Annotated in this window: 18 protein-coding genes; 17 read left to right on the top strand and 1 reads right to left on the bottom strand. The window is 45.9% G+C overall.

The window, feature by feature from the left end; all coding sequences use genetic code 11:
• The 7 genes from DSBG_RS19545 to DSBG_RS19520 form a co-directional block, all read left to right on the top strand.
• A partial coding sequence (locus tag DSBG_RS19545) for a YlbF/YmcA family competence regulator (RefSeq protein ID WP_068966389.1) occupies nt 1-283 on the top strand: 283 nt, incomplete at its 5' end.
• A 134-nt stretch (nt 284-417) separates the two neighbouring features.
• Nucleotides 418-1,545, top strand: coding sequence for an N-acetyl-alpha-D-glucosaminyl L-malate synthase BshA (gene bshA, locus DSBG_RS19540; protein ID WP_068966385.1), 1,128 nt, complete (start codon nt 418-420; stop codon nt 1,543-1,545).
• A gap of 110 nt (nt 1,546-1,655) precedes the next feature.
• Nucleotides 1,656-2,594: an AAA family ATPase gene (locus DSBG_RS19535; RefSeq protein WP_068966383.1), complete on the top strand. Its 939-nt coding sequence runs from the start codon at nt 1,656-1,658 to the stop codon at nt 2,592-2,594.
• Nucleotides 2,575-3,918, top strand: a complete 1,344-nt coding sequence (locus DSBG_RS19530; protein WP_068966381.1) for a vWA domain-containing protein — start codon at nt 2,575-2,577, stop codon at nt 3,916-3,918. Before DSBG_RS19535 ends, DSBG_RS19530 begins: the two co-directional genes overlap by 20 nt.
• 385 nt (nt 3,919-4,303) lie before the next feature.
• Entirely contained in the window at nt 4,304-4,474 is a 171-nt protein-coding gene (fdxA, locus tag DSBG_RS22115) for a 4Fe-4S ferredoxin (protein WP_009621026.1), read from the top strand.
• 140 nt (nt 4,475-4,614) lie between these two features.
• Nucleotides 4,615-5,043: a Fur family transcriptional regulator gene (locus DSBG_RS19525; RefSeq protein ID WP_068966379.1), complete on the top strand. Its 429-nt coding sequence runs from the start codon at nt 4,615-4,617 to the stop codon at nt 5,041-5,043.
• 149 nt (nt 5,044-5,192) lie between these two features.
• Entirely contained in the window at nt 5,193-7,319 is a 2,127-nt protein-coding gene (locus DSBG_RS19520; RefSeq protein ID WP_068966378.1) for a glycoside hydrolase family 2 protein, read from the top strand.
• A 20-nt stretch (nt 7,320-7,339) separates the two neighbouring features.
• Here DSBG_RS19520 and DSBG_RS22655 read toward each other — a convergent pair whose 3' ends face one another.
• Nucleotides 7,340-7,534, bottom strand: a complete 195-nt coding sequence (locus DSBG_RS22655) for a hypothetical protein (RefSeq protein ID WP_141694380.1) — start codon at nt 7,532-7,534, stop codon at nt 7,340-7,342.
• Between the two features lie 165 nt (nt 7,535-7,699).
• Between DSBG_RS22655 and DSBG_RS19515 the strand changes: the two genes are divergently transcribed.
• The 10 genes from DSBG_RS19515 to DSBG_RS19470 form a co-directional block, all read left to right on the top strand.
• The gene (locus tag DSBG_RS19515) at nt 7,700-8,773 is read left to right on the top strand and encodes a methionine synthase (protein ID WP_068966376.1); all 1,074 of its coding nucleotides are present in this window, start codon (nt 7,700-7,702) and stop codon (nt 8,771-8,773) included.
• Complete coding sequence (locus DSBG_RS19510) at nt 8,766-9,077, top strand: hypothetical protein (RefSeq protein WP_068966374.1); 312 nt, start codon at nt 8,766-8,768, stop codon at nt 9,075-9,077. The genes DSBG_RS19515 and DSBG_RS19510 overlap by 8 nt, the downstream gene beginning before the upstream one ends.
• A gap of 336 nt (nt 9,078-9,413) precedes the next feature.
• Nucleotides 9,414-9,611: a DUF1858 domain-containing protein gene (locus DSBG_RS19505; RefSeq protein WP_009621016.1), complete on the top strand. Its 198-nt coding sequence runs from the start codon at nt 9,414-9,416 to the stop codon at nt 9,609-9,611.
• A gap of 208 nt (nt 9,612-9,819) precedes the next feature.
• The gene (locus tag DSBG_RS19500; RefSeq protein WP_083236988.1) at nt 9,820-10,380 is read left to right on the top strand and encodes a LysM peptidoglycan-binding domain-containing protein; all 561 of its coding nucleotides are present in this window, start codon (nt 9,820-9,822) and stop codon (nt 10,378-10,380) included.
• A gap of 500 nt (nt 10,381-10,880) precedes the next feature.
• Nucleotides 10,881-11,312: a division/cell wall cluster transcriptional repressor MraZ gene (mraZ, locus tag DSBG_RS19495; protein ID WP_176716330.1), complete on the top strand. Its 432-nt coding sequence runs from the start codon at nt 10,881-10,883 to the stop codon at nt 11,310-11,312.
• Between the two features lie 16 nt (nt 11,313-11,328).
• Nucleotides 11,329-12,261: a 16S rRNA (cytosine(1402)-N(4))-methyltransferase RsmH gene (rsmH, locus tag DSBG_RS19490; RefSeq protein WP_068966371.1), complete on the top strand. Its 933-nt coding sequence runs from the start codon at nt 11,329-11,331 to the stop codon at nt 12,259-12,261.
• 30 nt (nt 12,262-12,291) lie between these two features.
• On the top strand, nt 12,292-12,780 hold the full coding sequence (locus DSBG_RS19485; protein ID WP_068966369.1) for a septum formation initiator: 489 nt from the start codon (nt 12,292-12,294) through the stop codon (nt 12,778-12,780).
• A gap of 47 nt (nt 12,781-12,827) precedes the next feature.
• Nucleotides 12,828-14,882: a penicillin-binding transpeptidase domain-containing protein gene (locus DSBG_RS19480; protein WP_068966367.1), complete on the top strand. Its 2,055-nt coding sequence runs from the start codon at nt 12,828-12,830 to the stop codon at nt 14,880-14,882.
• A 151-nt stretch (nt 14,883-15,033) separates the two neighbouring features.
• Nucleotides 15,034-16,521 (top strand): UDP-N-acetylmuramoyl-L-alanyl-D-glutamate--2,6-diaminopimelate ligase, encoded by a 1,488-nt coding sequence (locus DSBG_RS19475; RefSeq protein WP_068966364.1) that lies wholly within the window; start codon nt 15,034-15,036, stop codon nt 16,519-16,521.
• On the top strand, nt 16,502-17,578 hold a 1,077-nt coding region (locus DSBG_RS19470), incomplete at its 3' end, for a UDP-N-acetylmuramoyl-tripeptide--D-alanyl-D-alanine ligase (RefSeq protein ID WP_068966362.1). The genes DSBG_RS19475 and DSBG_RS19470, both read left to right, overlap by 20 nt.

Genomic DNA, 17,578 nt, shown 5'->3' with positions numbered 1-17,578 from the left:
GGTTAAGAGTGATGCGAGTAATCACAAGATGCTCCGCGAATTTCAATTGAAACAATGGGAGATTCGTGAGGCTCATATGTTGGATCAAGAGATCAGCGAGGAGAAGCAGCAAGAGCTGGAACGTTTATATAGTTTGGTAAGTATAAACCCCGCTGCTAGAGAATATTTAGAGGCGGAATTCGAAGTTTCGCGTATAGTCAATGATATTCAAAGAATTATTGGGGAAGCGATTCAAGACGTTATGCCAATAGGTTTTGAAGAGAGTTCAGTCGAGAATTGTTAGCATTTTGAAGAAAACGATGTAGATGCGGAGCTGGAGTTATGATGCAGAGCACCTTGAGCCGAGGGACTTTGGCATAAGAGCCTTCAGGTTTTATGATCTTTGGAATATGTTGGATTAAGAGAAGGTGCGAATAAATGAAAATCGGAATAGTTTGTTACCCTAGCTATGGGGGAAGTGGAGTTGTTGCGACTGAGTTAGGGTATGCTCTGGGAGAGCGCGGGCATCAGGTTCATTTTATTTCCTCAGCTCGACCCTTTCGACTACATAGATTTCATGAGCAGTTGTTTTTTCATGAGGTCACTGACGTGAGTTATCCCTTGTTTAAATATCCGCCTTACACATTGCTATTAGCCAATAAAATTGTCGAAGTCGCGAACTATGTGGGACTCGATGTGATTCATGCCCATTATGCGATTCCACACAGCATTAGTGCGTATTTGGCTAAACAAATGATGAAACGGCCACTCCCGCTAGTGACGACGCTGCACGGTACGGATGTCACTTTGGTGGGGGCATATGAAGAGTTCTTTCAGTTAACACGTATGGCACTGCAAGTCAGTGATCGGATCACGGCTGTTTCTAGTGCCTTGGCAAGGGAGACGGAAGAGGCCTTTGGCGTGTTAGAACAGGGTATTGAGGTTATTCCCAATTTTATTGACCCAAAAGTATACTTACCAACGGAGAAATCGCTGCAAAGGTGTAGGTGTCATTTTGCTCCGCATGGAGAAAAAATACTGGCTCACATCTCGAATTTTCGGGAAGTGAAAAGGGTTGTCGATGTGGTCAACATCTTTGCCCTGGTTGAGAAGGTTGTTCCCAGCAAGCTCTTGCTTGTCGGAGACGGACCGGAGATGAATCGAGTTGAACGGGAGGTCGTAAAACTTGGGCTTGAGGGGAAAGTTCAATTTCTTGGAAGCCAGGAAAGTGTTCAGGAGATTTTACAGACGGTTGATGTCTTTCTGCTTCCTTCAGCCCAAGAAAGCTTTGGTTTAGTGGCACTTGAGGCGATGGCTTGTGGTGTTCCGGTGATTTGCAGCCGGGTTGGTGGTTTACCTGAAGTGGTTCAACACGGTGTAACAGGCTATCTTGCGGAAGTCGGCGACATCAAAGGGATGAGTGAGTTTGTACTCAAGCTATTGACGGATGACTCGCGTTACAAGGCTTTTTCTGAACAAGCTGTGAATTGGGCGCGAGAAACATTTCCAGTTGACCGAGCTGTGCAGGGTTATGAAAAGGTATACGAGGAAGCAATTCGAGGTTAGTAGTTAGCAGTTAATGGTTCGAATTTGGAAATGAATGGATGGATTAAGTGGTTTACTTGAGTATTCGAATCACGAATATCGAACCACAATATCGAGTAGGGGGAGATTAGATGCCTAATCAGATGACGCTTGATCAGTTCGAAAACACTTTAGAAGAAATCGGCTATATCACAGAGCGGGATGATCGGATCGCGCTGACAACCTTTTTAGCAACTGAGTTGGATAAGCCCCTTTTGGTCTCTGGACCAGCAGGAGTGGGTAAAACAGAAATCGCTAAAGTGTTAAGTAGGGTCTTTGAGGCTCCTTTGATTCGCTTGCAGTGTTATGAAGGACTGGATGAAACGAAAGCGCTCTATGAATGGAATTATCAGCGTCAACTCTTAAAGATTCAAATGAGTCGAGAGCATCTGCAGGAGGAAGATCTTTTTTCCACAGAATATTTACTCCCCCGTCCTTTGTTACAAGCACTTTTGAGTGAGGAGCGGACGGTATTACTGATTGACGAAATCGACAAGACGGATTCAGAATTCGAGGCCTTTCTGTTTGAACTTTTAGGTGAATTTCAAGTTACGATTCCTGAGATGGGTACTATCCATGCAAAAAAACGCCCGATTGTTGTCTTAACGTCAAATGGAGAACGTGAGCTTTCGGATGGGTTAAAACGACGGTGTATTTTCCTTCATGTGGAGCCGCCATCGGTCAAGAAGGAAGTCCGTATTCTCCGGGCTAAAATACCTGATTTGCCAGAACGATTAGCTTTAGAAGTGGCGCGGGCCGTTAACGTGCTGAGGGAACGCCTTTCCTTAAATAAAATTCCGTCTGTTTCAGAAACAATGGACTGGGCCAAGGCGTTGCTCGTGATGGGTAAAACCGGTCTGGAACCAGCTTGGGTGGATGCAACCCTGACTTTGCTGCTTAAGAGTCAGGAGGATGTGGAACTTTTCTATCGGGAGATGGGAGCTGAACGCCTCCTTTTTGAATCCAGCAAGGTTGAGTCTAGCAAAGGGGCGCAAGGAGAAAGGCATTGCCATGGACACCAACAGAGTTAGTGAATTAGATCGGCATTTAGTAGAATTTGCACAATTATTAAGGACGGTGGGCCTTAAAGTTAGCCCTTCGGAAATTTCAGATGCAACGGAAGGGCTAAGAGTCATTGGAATGGTCGATCGAGATAAGGTTGAGGCTGTACTGCAGGCGACCCTTGTTAAGGATTACAGACATATTTTTGCGTTCAAGGAAGCCTTCCGAGCTTACTTTGCGTCTCTAGAACAAAAAGAGGCTTGGCAGAAGGAAGCAGAAAAGAAAGCTACCCAATGGAATGAGCAGATAGAGAGTACTCACCAGGACCTGCGCTTTCAAGGGAACGAATTGGATCTTACTGAAGAAGAACGGGCTGTTTATGCCAGTCTTCCTGAGAAGGATAAACAACGCCTACGCGACTTTTTGGAGAAATCATCGATGGGTTCGAAAATCGGGGCTCCAGTAGATCATCTGCATCAGCCTATGGTAGAGCGGGTTCTTCGCGGATCATTAGAGTATTGGCGCAAGAAACTAAATGAAGAGGATGAGCCGATTCTGGCACCCGGTTCTATGGATGGCGTTTTCTCTGAAGTGGATCGCGCGCTTCATGAACGAGAAGTTGAGGTCTTAAGTCGTGATTTAAAGAAAATTTCCCCTGAAGAATGGCCGGAAGTTATTCGCTTAATCCGCCGTCTAAGTCAACGTCTTGCCAGCCAGTTAACACGTCGTTATCGGGCAGACAGAAGGCGGGGTGGCTTGGATATGCGCTCCACACTGCGTAAAAATATTCGTTATGGTGGAGTGCTTGTAGAGCGACGCTATCGCAGTCGCCGCAAGGGACGGCCTAGGATTATTTTGTTATGTGATATTTCAGGGTCTATGCTTAAATATACAGAATTTATTTGGCAATTCGTATACGGCCTTTCCAACGTTGTCAATGGGATAAAAACCTTTGCCTTTGGAGAATCGTTAATTCCCTTGACCGGGAAACTCCGGAAAGGGCAAACGTTCGAAGCAATGGTTAAAGAAGCCCTCCTAGTGAGTGGGAAAGAATGGGGGGGAGGGACTAACCTCGCTATTGCCTTGGACACTTTGCAAAAAAAGTTCCCTGATACACTTACTAAACAAACGTTACTTCTTATTGTTAGTGATGCCCAAACTCTTGAAGGCGAAAGAGCAGCAACTTTACTAGGTGGAATCCGTCGTCATCTCCGCCAGGTACTATGGCTGAATACACTTCCTGAGCGCCGTTGGATAGAGACTTCCTACGTTAAAGCGTTTCTACCATCTTGCCAAATGTATGAATGCTTTACGCTTGATCACTTAAATACGATTTTAAGCAAGCAATTCTAAAAAGCAGGAGGGTTTATTTTGCAGACAAAGAGAGCATACTATTAGTATGAATTATTTGTACAGAAACACACAAAGTGTGGGGGGTAAACATTAATGTTGGAAAAATGTCGTGCTTGTGGTTTTGAACATGAAGATTTAGATCACATTCTATTCCGCCGGAATCATGTGAGCAATCGCGTTTTGCCTTATTGCTCTCATTGTCTGCGTAGACTTTATCAAGTGCCGTACCGGCCAGAACGGGACCTATAATTGGTTGGATAAAATTATGGGCTAAATGCCACTTACAATTAATTTGCCGACTGGTAAATAATAATGCTTTAGCTTGCCTTTTTTCCGTAGTTTTGGTATATTAATTCTGAAGTTTGGAGAAAAGGGGATGTTGTACATGGCATATGTTATTAGTAATGAATGCATTAGTTGTGGTGCTTGTGAAGCAGAATGTCCAGTTAGCGCGATCAGCGAAGGCGATGGCCAATACGTCATTAATGCAGAACTTTGCACCGATTGTGGCTCATGCGCCAGTGTTTGTCCAGTTGAGGCACCAGGTCAAGCTTAATCATGAATAAATTGGGTCTAATAGGTCCATGAAAAAGGAGAGTATTAAGCTCTCCTTTTTTATTGACAGACTACTTATATTATTATAAAATGTAAATTACAATGATTTTAAAATTAAAGATGATGAAAGGAGGTGCGGACATGGATGCAATAGGAATTCTGAAACAATTAAAAGACAAAGGTGTCCGTTTTACACCGCAGAGACAGGCGATTTTGGAGTTCTTGTTGGAAACTGAGTCTCATCCCACAGCCGATGAAATTTATCATCATGTAAAGGCAAAATTCCCTGGGGTAAGTCTGGGAACGATTTATAATACACTCAATATGCTTAAAGAGCATGGCCATCTTCTGGAGTTGTCTTATGGTGATATGTCTAGCCGTTTCGATGGCAACCCCAAGAACCATTATCACATCGTATGTTCACACTGCGGCAGAGTGGTCGATTACCATCGCCCTCTAATTGATATAGATCAAGAGGTTATGGAAAGTTCAGGCTTTAAAATACTGGGACACCGTATGGAGTTTTATGGTATTTGCCCTGAGTGTCGCAAAGGCGAACGGTTAAACTAAGTTATTGATAAAAATTGAATTAAGCTCATTGACTTAACGCAGTTCTTTGAACCCGTTGCCAATGGGTTTTTTTGTTTGTCATCAAAGGGTTTTCGAAATCTTGCACGAATAAGTGTAAGCAGTAAGATAATTTATGAGGAGTATTATAAATGTTCAATCGCCGCTTGATGATCTTCTTTGCTTTATTAGCATTAACATTAGCAACACTTTGGTGGAACTGGCAAAGTCCTGTAGGAGAGTCCCTTCAAGCCGGGCAAAGTAGTTTAAGCTCGGTACGTTTTGCACAGAATCTAAACGGGATTTGGGATCAGTTCCCCTCATTGCGGCAGGCGTGGACAACAGAATCCGAACGCGCCATAGGGAAAAACAATCAATCTTTTTTGACAAGTGGGCGGCCTTTAACGTTACCTTCAAGTGAACGATTTTCGGTTGTGGCCAAGCGTTTTCGAATTCCTGGAGAATGGAGTTCGCGGACGATGTTACTTACATTTAATGGAGTACAGGGGCATGTGAATGTTTATTTGAATGGGATTGCTAGTGAACAGAAAGTTGGCGAATTTGAAGGAAGTGGCGGTGCGGATGAAGTGGAGATTCCACCTAAGTCTTTCCGCTATGGAGAGGATAACATTTTAGTCGTTGAGCTTGCCGGAGGCACAGAGCAACGCACTATGTTATTTGGTTCCGCTTGGCCCAAATCAGGTCGAATCTCAGGAGAAATTCGTTTAGAAGCGGTAGTGGAGACGACCTTAATGCCACCGCAGTTAAATGTCTCATGGCAAGGAACGACGGCGCAGGTAACAGTAAAGGCTACTTTATTGCACCATGGTTTTTCGGAGGAAGGACCTTGGACAGTCTACGGCGTGCTTTCGGATGGTTCAGCCGGCATAGCTGAACAGACGCTGATAGTAAAATCTCAGGGAAATACGGATCCTCAACCGGTGACGTTGACATTTACGGTACCGAACGCCCGGAGGTGGACAATGCAGGCCCCTTTTCTCTATCAGCTTCATCTAACTGTCACAAATAATAGAGGAGACCTCGATGATTTGACTTTGCCATTAGGTCTTCGTTCGATGGCTCTAACATCGGGAAAATGGGTTTTAAATGACCAGGTGATCTCTATTAAAGGAGAGGCTTTAACCCCACAGGAGGAATATCGGCTGCGTCATGCCAGACAAGTCAAGTCTTGGTTGACAGCGGAACGGCAAAAAGGGATAAACCTTGTCTACTTTATCGGCCAGATCCCTGATGAACTCTGGCTGCAAGAAGCGGATCGAGTGGGTATGGGGATATGGGCAGAGTTGCCTGTTGAGTTGATCCCTTCCAGTCGACTCCCGCAATCTGAAGTTTTCCGAGAAATAGTTGTAGAGAAAATGAATCATCCGTCCCTATGGGCCTGGACGTTGGGGAAAGGGTTAGACACGGACACCTTGGCCCAAAAGTATTTCCGGCAGTCTGCAATACAAGTTCAACCCGACTTGGCTTTTGCCCTTAAAGCTACCCCTGCCGTCCTCGCAGGGCTTCCAGCGGAGCAGTCACTTTATGTTCAGGGGAACAAGATTAAGGGAACATGGGGGCAAGTGACAGTCAAAACTCCTTCTACCACCAGTCCTCGTTGGCTTGAAGAACCTATTGTCGCTAAAATGTGGGCTCTGTTAATGGTTTTTCTGGCTTGGATGAATATCCGATCGGTAACTTGGCGTTATAAAGAAATTGGAGAACAAAGACCGAGACGCCGTTTACGTCGTGCTTGGTTCTGGGATGGGTTGTTTGTGTTTGCTCGCCAAGGGATGCTCGCTGGGCTGATTACTTCCGGAATATTCCGCATCCCGATCCATCTTAGCCCATGGTTCTCACATTTATGGCCCGGAATTGAATTGATACAAAGGCAATCCCCTTGGCAGATTTGGGCGATCTTGGGTGTGTTGTTCATGCTTACTCGATTGTTACAGGTTGGTGTTGTCGCTCCGCATTTGCCGGACGCTCCACCTGCACTGGGACTGGTGCATTGGTTAGAACGTCGCTATCGATGGGCTGTATTTATTGCCATCGGATGGGCTCTGTCCCCTTGGGGGGTTCCGTTCTACATTCCCCTACTAGGTTACATTATCCTCGTCTGCTTATTCATGCCCTTGCGTATTCGCGATATTCATCGTATTGGGGGGCATTATCGGCCGTTTTTGTGGGTACCTGGCATCATTACCAGTGTTCTATTGGTTTGGGTTATCTTTCACTGCGCAGATTGGATCTATCTTTGGCATATGGTAAGGTTTTAGAGAGGAAGTGTTTTGGCATCCTACGGCGTTAACTGTTCGTTGTGGGTTAGCGCCTTCGGCGATAGTCTCCACCGGAGACTATCGTGATCGACACGCTGCATTCCTATTCGCTTGTCGCTAAGGCTAAAACGCAAAACCTCAGGGTTATTCTGGTCGAATGCTATGCCATCCTGCAAGAAGACTAATACGTGCGAAGACAGTGTCTTCGGGCGCATTCGACACTAGGAACATCCTTGTTCCGTCGCATGTGCGCCGCTCCTTGCCATCCTGCAAGAGGGCTAATACGTGCGAAGACAGTGTCTTCGGGCACCGTGGCATGCGTATTAATAGGTTGTTGCGTTGTCGAAATCGTTTATCTATACGATGAAAGGGGTTAAGAGATGCAAAACGAAGACTTTAAACCGCACTTTCTCACTACGGGGGTAGGAAGTTTGCCTCATACTAATAGTGAAGAAGCTTTAGATTTGATTTGGCGAACTTTTCCGTCAGCGCCACATTGGCCACAGCTTCCGTGCCGTGGGGCAGAAAGTTCGTTTATTGTGCAATTTCTCAATGTCCTTTTTGAAACTGGAGTCATTGCAGATCTTAAATCGCCGAAGTTTCAAGTCGAAGCGTCGGATTGGGCGGAGCGAATGACAGAGTTTTACACGCTTTATCTTGGAGCGATCGAGGGTGATGAACAAGCTTTAGAACGCTTTGGATTTAGCGTACAGGGCGGAGAAGGGTTCGAGGTCTTCTGTCGTAGTCTTGAACGTTTCGGAACACGGGACGCTGTGCTTTTGAAAGGGCAGCTTAGTGGTCCGTTGACTGTGGGTATGCAAATTATGGATATAAACAAGCGTTCTAGCTATTATAATGATTCTCTTCGGGATATGTTGGTTAAAACGCTTGCCTTGCATGCTGAGTGGCAGACGAAACGACTTCGACAGTTCGGCTTACCGGTTCTGATGTCGATTGACGATCCAGGGATGTTTGCTTTTGGTGCGGCAACCCATGTTACAATAACTAGAGAGCAACTTATTGAAGAACTGAATGTGATTGCTGAAGGAATTCTTAGTCAAGGTGGAATTCCTGGAGTGCATGTCTGCGCAGGAATGGATTGGACCCTTGTTTTTGATTCAAAGGTTCAGGTGGTTAATTTTGATGCTTACGATTATATGCAGAGCATGCTGGCTTCAGCAGAGCCCTTAAATAGATTCTTAGCGCGTGGAGGGATTCTTTCTTGGGGCATAGTTCCTACTAATCCAATTGCCTGGGAGGAAAATGTTCAAAGCCTTAGACTTAATTTAGAAGAAAAAATTCAGGAACTCGTTAAACGTGGTGTCGAGGAATCTCTTCTTCGCCAACGAAGTATGTTGACGCCGAGTTGTGGGACGGGAGCGCTTCCGAGAGAATTGGCAGAACATATCTATAAGTTTGCGTATGAAATAGGGGGACTTGAGGGACTTGTATGACACAGCGCTCGGTCCTATGACGCAGAGCAAACTAACCGTTCAAGCTCCTGGCTTTGGGGAGCGGGGTGCATCCTTCGGCGATAGTATTCTTTTCGGGATCGCGGCTTCGGCGATACTCTATCCTACGCCGGTAAGAATTCCTCGAGGGATCACGGCTTCGGCGATACTCTCCACTGGAGACTATCGTACTGGAGACTATCGTGCCAAAAGCGCCATTCTTGGCGCATTGGCGGCAGCGCACGTCCTTGTGTGCTGCCCCGTATCTGGGGTCGGTCGTTTGAACGGAAGTTTGCTGATCTGCTAACGTAAAGACCTCGTGCTCGTGTCATACTGCGTCCTGGGCTTGGGTAGGGAGAACGGAAGTGTTCGGGAGACGGCACATTTCATGTGCACTGTCTGAAATTAAGAGTGGATTGGTCAAGAAAAGGTAGTTAGAGGGGTACGTGGGCGGGTTCTCGAGCTGCATTGAGCGTTGCCAACAAGGAAGGGCAAGGCTCCGTGATGGCGAGAAGGGACCTTGTGCGCCCTACGGCATTTGAACATCGCGATTCGAGCCTGGGTTGAGAGGTTGCTTCTTTGGCGAAATTGATTTATAATAAAACCGAGCATTTCACTAAGGAATCCAAAGGAGGAACATTACATGTTAACAAAAGAGATGACAGTAGGCCAAGTGTTGAAATTATATCCTCAAACTGTTCAAGTTTTCTTGGAGCTTGGAATGCATTGTTTAGGATGTCCGTCTTCCACAATGGAAAGTATCGAAGGCGCTGCTTTAACCCATGGACGGAATGTTGATGAGCTTGTTGCACAATTGAACAAGGCAATACAAGTAGTTTAATTTTAATGTGATTTAATTAGATGAGAGCTGGCCCGAATATTAAGGGTCGGCTCTTTTTTAGTTTAATAATAAATTTGTTATTTATAATTTACAGGTACAAACACATTAATCCTTAGTTACCATATATTGTTAATAGGTAAAGAGGAAAAATGCTCACCACAAAGTTAAACAAACATCTATTTTGATGTAATTAAAGGAGGAAATTAACATGGACTTACGTTCCGTTGCTTATAACCCTACTCCCGCACCTGGTATGGGTGGAATGATGCAAGGAATGTCCGAAATGCAGGGCATGCAAGGTATGCAGGGTATGCAAGGTATGATGCCTGGAATGCAAGGAATGCAAGGAATGCAAGGAATGCAAGGAATGCAGGGAGCACCGATGGCAGGTGGTCCTGGGATGTATAACCCTGCTGGTTTCGTGAACCTTGATGTTGACATGGATCCGGGTATGGTTTCGCTTGATCTGGGTGGGCCGATGCCTTGTGCACCGTGTTATGAACCTGCAATGCATCATTGCCCGACTCATCCGCACATGGCTGGGCAAATGGGTTCTCAAATGGCTATGCCATCGCATGCCTATACACCTACCCCTGCTCACGAAGTCTATGTGGTTAAAAAAGGGGATTCGGTTTATAAAATTGCCAAACGCTTTGGTACGACAATGCAAGCCATCATTCTTGGAAACAACTTGCGTAACCCAGATCTTATTTATCCAGGGCAAATCTTATTTATACCCGGAGCATCGTCGTCAGAGTATTATGGTTAGAATCTTTACCAAGGAGTGCCAAATCATTACGATTTAGAAATGAGCCTGAACCTTGAGCTAACAGTCGGGTTCAGGTTTTGTTTTCCACTGGGCTTGGGTCGACGAGGCTGGTATAACGGCGGGAAGAACTTTCGCTGTTAGGGTATCAACAAATCTGGCATGCTGAAAGAATACTTTTGTGTCAAAGCTGATTTAGGTGAGAACCGACTTTATTTGTCAGCATTTCCTAGTTGTTAACAATACTGCTAATTACTATTGTTACTTTAAAGAATTTATTAGCTATATTTAGGGAATATAGCTAATAAATTCTTCATTATGTTCGATCTTTCGACAGATTTGTTGATCGAATAGGCACGAGAGGTAGGACCTTCTTCCTTAATTTAGATCTTTTTATGTTTAAGGACAGAATTAGGTTGCAGGATAATTCTTCTGCGCGTAGAATAAGTGGTGTGGAGTGGGGCAAAGTGGGGCAACTGACCACAACGGTGGGGTGAATGACATTGTTTATGGGGGAATATATTCATACAATTGATGGAAAAGGTCGGCTGATTATTCCGGCAAAATTCCGAGAGGCCTTGGGAGAACAATTTATTGTGACCAAAGGCTTAGATCATTGTTTGTTTGTTTACCCTCCTTCAGAATGGAATACCTTAGAGCAGAAGTTGCGTGCCTTGCCATTTACTCAACCCGACGTTCGTGCCTTTGTCCGTTTCTTTTTTTCAGGAGCGACGGAATGTGAACTGGACAAGCAGGGAAGAATCCTATTGCCAGCTAATTTGCGTGACTATGCGCAATTGGAGAAGAATCTGGTTTTAGTTGGAGTGTCAAGCCGTGTTGAAATTTGGAGCGAGACGCTTTGGACAGAATACAGTCGGCAAGCAGAAAGCGCTTATGCCAGTGCAGCAGAATCCCTAGTACAGCTAGGTATATAGAAAGGAACGGATTTGCTTGGATTTTCATCATGTCACTGTTTTATTAGATGAGACGGTTGATGCAGTAGTTACGAATCCCTCAGGTAGATATGTTGATTGTACCCTGGGTGGATCTGGACATAGCCAAAAGGTCTTAACTAAGCTCGATGCCAACGGAAAACTGATCTGTTTTGATCAAGATGATAAAGCTATTTGTCATGCTCAAGAAATCTTTGGCAAAGATGAGCGAATCACCTTAGTTAATCGGAACTTTGAATATCTAGAAGAAACTTTAAAAGAATTAGATCTATTACCGGTGAATGGAATCTTGTTTGATTTAGGAGTTTCGTCCCCTCAACTGGATGAAGCCAAGCGCGGCTTTAGTTACATGCAGGATGCACCTTTGGATATGCGAATGGATCCTTTAAGTTCTCTGACTGCACAGGAACTAGTGAACAGCTGGAGTGAAGAGGAATTAGCTGAGGTTATTTGGAAATATGGGGAAGAAAAATGGTCGAAACGAATTGCTCAATTCATCGTGCGCAAACGGAACGAGCGCGCCGTAGAAACAACGGGCGATCTGGTTGAGGCGATTAAAGCAGCAGTGCCGGCCGCAGTTCGGCGCAGTGGACCCCATCCTGCTAAACGTACATTTCAGGCAATCCGGATTGCAGTGAACGATGAACTAGGGGTCTTAGATCGAGTGCTCGATCAAGCGCTGCGGTGTTTGGATCATGGAGGCAGAATTGGAGTGATTACGTTTCACTCGCTCGAGGATCGTATTGTGAAGGACAGAATGAATTCTTGGCTTGGGCGCTGTACGTGTCCGCCAGAATTGCCAATATGTCGGTGTGAGGCAAAGAAGGTAGCTAAGGTACTGACCCGAAAACCTATTCTCCCCTCAGAAGAGGAAGTTGAGCAAAACCCACGTTCAAGAAGTGCAAAATTACGGGTTGCTGAAAAAATATAACGGTCTAAAGCAAAAGGAGGAGGAATACCCTTGGTAGTAGCGCAGGAAAAGTTAATGTGGCAGGAACCATTAGAGCAAAAATCCGGCGAGAGAAACTCTCGGCCAGCCAAAAGAGGCAAACGGTACGCCAAAGGAAAAAGCATTATATTGTTGGCATTGATCGTTGGGGTGACTGGTGCAATCGGGGCGGAAACGATTCAATTAACGGTTGTCCAGGGGGCACAAGTTAGGTCCTTGGAGAAGGAAATTGCCGAGATCAAAGCACAGAGAGATCTTCTTCAGATGGAAGCTGACAAACTACGTGCGGTTGGCCGGATTGAAAGCGTAGCACTATCTATGGGTATGGATAAACCTGCTGGGATAGTGTATGTGGAGGGTGCAGCGCCTGCGGTCAAAAATGAAAAGGGGGATCTGTCATCCCAAGCGGAAACGAAACCTGCTGAGGCGGAAGCTAAACCCACGGCACTTCATCAGTTTTCACAAAGATTCACTAGCTTCTTTGCTTCAACACAACGTTAAGATAAAGGCGCTTTGGGTACGCAGTTACCCCGGAAAGGGGGGGACTAGTGAGTCCTTTTGTTGTAATGCGTAAACGAATCGCTTTTCTTTTTTTGTGTGTGAGTGCTTTTTTAGTTGTTTTGATTATTCGGCTGGGGTTCGTGCAACTCAGTCAGGGGGCGGACTTACGTAAGAAGGCAGACGATTCCCACTTTCGCGGTGTTCCTGTTGCCCCTAAACGTGGAAATATTGAGGATCGTCTTGGCAACGTCTTGGCAATGAGCGTTAGTAGTGAAACAGTCTATGCCATTCCAGCGGAGGTTAGGCAGTCCGGTCGAGCTAAGGAGATGGCCTTGACTCTGTCTCAGATTTTAGGGCAACCTGCAACCGAAGTCGAAGCACATATTACGAAAAGGACGGCGTTGGAATACGTTCAAAAGCGGGTTAAACCGGAAATAGCAGCTCAAGTGAGAGCGCTAGCGTTACCGGGAATAGGAACGACGGAGGACAGCCAACGCTACTACCCTAACGGGGCGCTTGCGTCTCATATTATCGGATTTGCCGGGATTGACAATCAGGGTCTGGAAGGGATAGAGTTAACCAGAGAATCGGAGCTTAAGGGAATACCAGGAAGTATTCTCCAGGAATTTGGAGCAAATGGAATTCCTCTTCCCCAGGCGGAACATCAGTACTTAGCCCCTAAACAAGGAAATACGGTGCGTTTAACCATTGATAAAAACATTCAGGCTTTTGCGGAACGGGAGTTGCAAAAGTTGATGTCTGGTCAAGGTATTAATATGAACGGGCAGGCACCTAAGAACGCTTCTATTTTGGTAATGGATCCAAATACAGGAGAAATGCTCGCCTTAGCTTCGGCGCCAGCCTTTGACCCTAACCATTATCAAGAATCAGATCCCAGCGCCCGGCGCAATATTGCTATTCAAAATGGATATGAACCGGGGTCGACTTTTAAGATTATTACCTTGGCGGCCGCGCTGGAAGAAAAGAAAATTAAGCCTACAGAGCACTTTTTTGATAAAGGGGCTTATACTGTCTTGGGAAAAAACGTGCGTTGCTGGAAGGCGGGAGGGCATGGTGACCAAACGTTCATTCAAGTGGCCGAAAATTCCTGCAACCCTGGTTTTGTTGAAATGGGACAGCGCCTAGGGATGGACGCTTTTTATAAATATCTGCGAGATTTTGGTTTTGGTAAGAAAACAGGCATTGAGATGTCCGGTGAAGCGGTGGGGATTTTGGCGAATAAGAAAAAGGCGACAGCGTTGGACTTGGCGACGATGTCCATCGGACAAACAAATAACGTCACTCCTATTCAGCTTTTGACGGCAGTTTCAGCGGTGGCTAACGGTGGAACACTATTGAAGCCGCAACTGGTGGAAGAAATTGTCGGTCCTAGCGGAAGGGTTGTGACGCCCTTCTCAAAAGAAGAAGTTCGGCGCGTAATCAGTGAGGATACTTCAAAATTAGAACGAGAAATCTTAGAATCGGTTGTGACCAATGGAACCGGACGGAGGTCTTTTCTTCCTGGATACCGTGTGGCTGGAAAAACCGGGACGGCGCAAAAAGTAGCGAATGGAGGGTATATTCAAGGAGAGTATATTGCTTCATTTGTGGCGTTTGCCCCTGCGGACAAACCAAAGTTGGCTATGTTGGCAGTGATCGACGGTGTTCCTTTTTATGGAGGGGTTGTTGCGGCCCCAGTGGTTCAGAGTGTTATGCTTGATTCTCTCAGATATCTGGGTATTCAACCAGATACCCAGGCGCCAATGACGCCCGGCAAACCCCTGCCTGGGCTCGAATTTTCGCCGATTAAGAAGGCAACTGCTGTTCCTTCAGTCTTAGGTTTGCCTCTAGCAGAAGCAGAAAAGACCTTGACCGAAGCTGGATTTAAGTCAATGACGGAAGGTCAGGGCGAAATGGTTCTTGACCAAATTCCTCATGGAGGTGCACAGGTAGAGGCTGGATCGAGTGTTCTCCTTTATCTGGGAACAGACGCATCCACTCCGACGCTTGCTCATTGGTGGGAAGACGAGGATGAAGATGTTGAAGCAATTCGTAGTTTGACAGGGCGCCAACCGATCTCGGTCAGTCCTCTTGGACGATAAGACAGAAGTCAGAAGCCGGAACTCAAAGCAACGGAAAGTAGATGATCGGTTAGTCAAGGTCTGTTGAAGGAGCAAATTGTCTATAATAAACCTAGATCGGATCATCCAAATGATGTATAGTATGGAAAACATTGGGGAGGTATGATGAGAGATGCCTATAGCGAGTATATCACTATTAGAAATTTTAAATGGAATTGAGGTGGAAGCCTCATCTGGAGACCTTCAAGTTGTTGTTAGTGGGATGTCAATGGATTCGCGGCGTGTTCAATCGGGTGATCTTTACGCCTGCATTCCAGGATTTCAAGTGGACGGTCACGATTTTGCCGCCGGTGCCATTGATTCAGGGGCTGTGGCTTTAGTTGTAGAGCGCTTTTTGCCACTCAATGTTCCACAAATAAAGGTTTCTAATGTGCGCCAAGCTATTGGAAGATTAGCGGCTAAAGTTTATGGTTCTCCCAGCGAACAGTTGGAGTTGGTCGGTGTGACAGGCACGAACGGAAAAACAACAATCACCCATCTTATTGAGAAAATAGGGACTAAGCAAGGTAAGAAGGTTGGTTTGATAGGGACGCTCGGTTCTAGGATTAATGGACGAGATATCCCCGGTGAGAGAACAACTCCAGAAGCCATTGAAATTCAAAAGCTCTTGGGGGAGATGGTCGAAGAAGGGGTAAGCATTGCAGTAATGGAAGTATCGTCACATGCCTTGGATCTTGGACGCGTCGTTGGTTGCGAGTTTGATGTCGGTATTTTCACGAATTTGACACAAGATCATTTGGATTATCATAAGACTATGGAGGACTATCTTTACGCTAAATCTCGTTTATTTTCAAATTTAAAGGGCGTCAAACAGCTCAAACTCAGTATTTTGAATGGAGACGATCCTGCATTTTCTAAACTATGTCAAGCTTCGGCTGCTCCGGTAGTGAGTTACGGGATCCACAATGCCGTGGATTATCGGGCAGAAAACGTTGAAGTTACATCTGAGGGGGTGAGCTTTCAGGTCTGTTTCCGTGAAAGGATACAGGATATTAAGTATTCTACTCCAGGGGTTTTTAGTGTTTATAATGCCTTGGCGGCTTTTGCCTGGGGGGTTGAACAGGGCTATGGACCCGAAGCAGTCGCGGAAGCTTTGGCTGAGATCCCAGGTGTGCCAGGTCGCTTTGTAAGTGTTCGTCGTGGGCAACCGTTTCATGTGATTGTGGATTATGCTCATACGCCCGATGGCTTAGAAAATGTTGCACGAACAGCTCGAGGTTTCACCAAAGGAAAACTTATTACAGTCTTTGGGTGTGGAGGAGACCGAGATCGGGGAAAACGTCCGCTCATGGGGGAGGTCGCCTCACAATGGAGTGATTTTGTCATAGTGACTTCGGATAATCCTCGTACTGAGGATCCTGACCAAATTATTCAAGAGGTACTAACTGGAGTTTCAGGAGTCGACTATGTCGCTTTACGCGACCGGAGAGAAGCCATCTGGAACGCATGTCGTATGGCGAAAGCTGGGGATACCATTTTGATCGCTGGCAAAGGCCACGAAACTTATCAGATCTTTGGGACCGAGGTTCACCCGTTTGATGATCGGGAAGTGGCGCGTGAAGTATTAGGAGGGCTAGGATATGAGCAAGTGGACCGTTGACGCGGTAGCTCAAATCGCGCAAGGGACATTGATCGGAAACTCCGATTTAGAGGTGCAGGGGTGTATTATAGATAGTCGTCAAGCTCGAGGTGGAGAAATATTTTTCGCTCTACCAGGAGAGCAAGTGGACGGGCATGATTATATTGAAGCCGCCTGGAAAAATGGGGCGGTTCTTGTGGTTGCGGATGATGCTCGCTTTCAGAGGTCTGAGAAGACCCCTCGTACTCCTGAAGGTAAGGCCCTGCTTCTTGTAAAGTCTGTGTTCATGGCGTTTCAGGAATTGGCCAAGGCCTGGCGTTTAGAACTAGGGGCCAAGGTTGTTGGAGTTACTGGGAGCAATGGGAAAACTACCACGAAAGATATGATTGCCGCAGTTCTGTCTCGGCGCTTTCGTGTTTATCGCAATAAGGAAAACCATAACAACGAATTGGGTCTTCCGTTAACAGTCCTCAATGCGCCGCTAGATACCGAGATTTTGGTTCTCGAGATGGGCATGCGTGGCTTGGGTGAGATCAAAGCCTTATGCGACATTGCCCAACCAGATATCGGCGTTATCACTAATATCGGCACTACCCATTTAGAGCTCTTATTGACTCAGGAGCGAATTGCCCAGGCCAAGTGGGAGCTAATTGAGGCGCTGCCGATGGATGGAATTGCGATCCTAAACTCTGAGGATTTATTATCAGTGGAAAAAGCTAAGAATGATTTGCATCCAACACTTTTCTATGGATTAGAAGGTGCTTTTGCACAGCCTCACCTGGTGGGGACTCAGCTTCGGCCTTGGGGAGCCTTGGGGACCTCGTTTGATGTATGCTTTCATGATGAAAAAACGACAGCTAATCTTCCACTACCAGGTAAACACAATGTGTTGGACGCGTTGGCAGCACTGGCTGTGGGCACAGCTTTTGATGTCCCGCTGGCTGAGGGGTGTGGGGGACTGGGTGAGTTGGAATTATCAAAAATGCGCTTGGAAATTCGATCGGGAGTTTTTGAGACGACTCTAATTAATGATGTCTATAACGCCAATCCGGTTTCGATGCAGGCTTCATTAAAGGTT

Origin of the sequence: Desulfosporosinus cupriresistens (assembly GCF_001707885.1) — a bacterium.
Lineage (GTDB): Bacteria > Bacillota > Desulfitobacteriia > Desulfitobacteriales > Desulfitobacteriaceae > Desulfosporosinus.
The sequence above is the reverse complement of the archived record's forward strand: the minus strand, read 5'-3'. Positions and strand labels throughout refer to the sequence as shown.